We start from the raw sequence: 2095 nt of genomic DNA on the forward strand, positions 1-2095 counted from the left end.
ACCATAGAGGTTATCATTCCCCCCTAACCCTGAGAGAGCATCATTACCTGTACCCCCATAGAGGTCATCTCGATTGGTATCACCCCCTTGTAGACTGTCATCTCCTGCTTCTCCATACATTTGGTTATATCCCGTTGCACTACCAATGACCGTATCATTGCCTGCACCCGCATAGATTTCATTTTTCCAATAGCCATCGTAATTATCTGTAGCCGAAACGTTGATATTATCGTTCCCTGAACCTGTTCTGAGTCGAGTTCTTTCTATTCCTTGGAAAACTGTGCCGTTATTTGACCCACCTGTGATAGTGCCATTGTTGACATTGGTATAGATAATGGTGGTGTTGGCTGTGTCGTTACCGTTGTCAATGTCTAGATAGTCGCTGCCATTTCCCCCATCAATACTATCTGCACCTGTTCCTGGAGAGAAATTATCATCCCCAGAAGTGCCAACAAAGTTATTATCTTCATTGCCTCCGGTAAAATTCTGCATCTCAACGGCAAGAACATTCCCATTGAGGCTAATAAATCCGCGATCGTCCTCCGCTTTCAACTGACCTAACTCTGCATCAGACAGACTTTCCCTTTGTACCAACGCTGAAAAAATCGCCCCTTCATCTCCAATTGAATCAACAGTATTAATTTGGTTATCAACCCAATGACCTATTTCTTCTAAAATAACGCTGGTGACATCTGTGACATCTCCCTGATGACTCGTTAAAAATTCCTGCGATAAATAAATTGTATTTGTCGCAGCGGCATAAGCCCCATTTGCGCCATTTAATTCTGCTGAAGAAAGAATGGTAATTGCTGGGATGATGCTAAAATCTTGATTTTTCCAAGCATTTCCCAGATTTAAAACTGCTTCTGGATCAAAAGTCTCCCCAAAAGCCAACCGCATCTTTGCCACAAACTCTTCACTGTTCGCAAAATCTTGTAGATACAGTTCTATTTGTTCTAATGCTAGTAATAAAACCTGATTTAGATACAAATTATCGGTAAGAGAGCTATTGGCAGGTGTAGATGTCATAAAAATATATGGTAATTAATAATTTTCGCGCGTAGCTGTAGCAAAAAAATAATATTGAGTATACAAAAATCTGACATCTACCAAAAGTTAGAGATTGGAAATTTTTCCTCAAGAATCTTACCTGAGTAGGTTGACAGGGGGATATGTTGTATTCAAATTAGCTTGCACTAGAATATGTTTTTAATAAATATGTATAAACAGAAGCTTTATGATAGTATGGCGCAAGTGCTAACTTGTGAGTTTGCTGTTGTGGGGATGATGGGATGCGATAGCGAAGCGCTGCTGCAAGCAGTTCGCTTTGAGAATATGGAGGAGCGATAGCGAAGCGCTGCTGCAAGCAGTTCGCTGTTTGGGATGATGGGAGTGCGATCGCTAACTACTTCAAAACATTTAACTCCAGAAAATGTCGTTTAATAATGTGTCAATATTGCGATCAAACTGCCATAAATCAGGAAACTCATACTGTGGATAATCTTCTCGGACTTCCTTGAGTACATCTTGCCAGATTTCGTCAAAAATTTCAGGCAAATAATTTTTAAGACTAGGTGACTTTGCTAAACGTCGTTTAATTTGCTTGCGTTGTTCTCTAATTGTTGTTTCCCAACCATTGTAATCATTTACTAAAGGAACATATAACCGCTTTAAAATATGTGATAATAACACATCCAAACGACTTTCCAACTCATCCCGATAAGAACGCCCCAAATCCTCAATCTCCTCTATCAAATTCTCAAAATCCACATTGTCAAAGTCCCTAGCTTTTAATTTAGCTATAGTCTCTTGAGTCCAATGTAAATAATCAGATTCATATAAGGATTTTCTGGCAATTACTTGAGTCATTGATTTGTAACTCCTTCAATAAATCCAATATTATATTAACATTATTGCTTATTACATAGCTATGGGGAAACCGAAAGCAATAGCGCAAGCCCTGACTTGTCAGTTCCCTGTTTGGGATGTGGGGAGATGCGATAGCGAAGCGCTGCTGCAAGCAGTTCGCTTGTTGGGGATATGGGAGAGCGATCGCTTGTAATAATGTTATAATTACTACTTCTAAAATTTAAGG

3 protein-coding genes are annotated in these 2095 nt (G+C 39.5%); 1 reads left to right on the forward strand and 2 read right to left on the reverse strand.

Translation table 11 applies throughout. The features are described from left to right. Positions 1–1029, reverse strand: a 1029-nt coding sequence (locus FJR37_RS25860; RefSeq protein WP_168467494.1) for a calcium-binding protein, incomplete at its 3' end; no start/stop codon positions are given. Positions 1030–1218: 189 nt separating this feature from the next. On the opposite strand from FJR37_RS25860, the gene FJR37_RS27545 reads away from it, so the two are divergent. Further along, positions 1219–1350: a hypothetical protein gene (locus FJR37_RS27545; protein WP_256366908.1), complete on the forward strand. Its 132-nt coding sequence runs from the start codon at positions 1219–1221 to the stop codon at positions 1348–1350. A 69-nt stretch (positions 1351–1419) separates the two neighbouring features. On the opposite strand, the gene FJR37_RS25865 is transcribed toward FJR37_RS27545, so the two are convergent. After that, positions 1420–1869, reverse strand: a complete 450-nt coding sequence (locus tag FJR37_RS25865) for a DUF29 domain-containing protein (protein WP_168467495.1) — start codon at positions 1867–1869, stop codon at positions 1420–1422. Positions 1870–2095: the final 226 nt, after the last annotated feature.

It is taken from the genome of Aphanizomenon sp. UHCC 0183 (genome assembly GCF_009712065.1).
GTDB classification, from domain to species: Bacteria; Cyanobacteriota; Cyanobacteriia; order Cyanobacteriales; family Nostocaceae; genus Dolichospermum; species Dolichospermum heterosporum.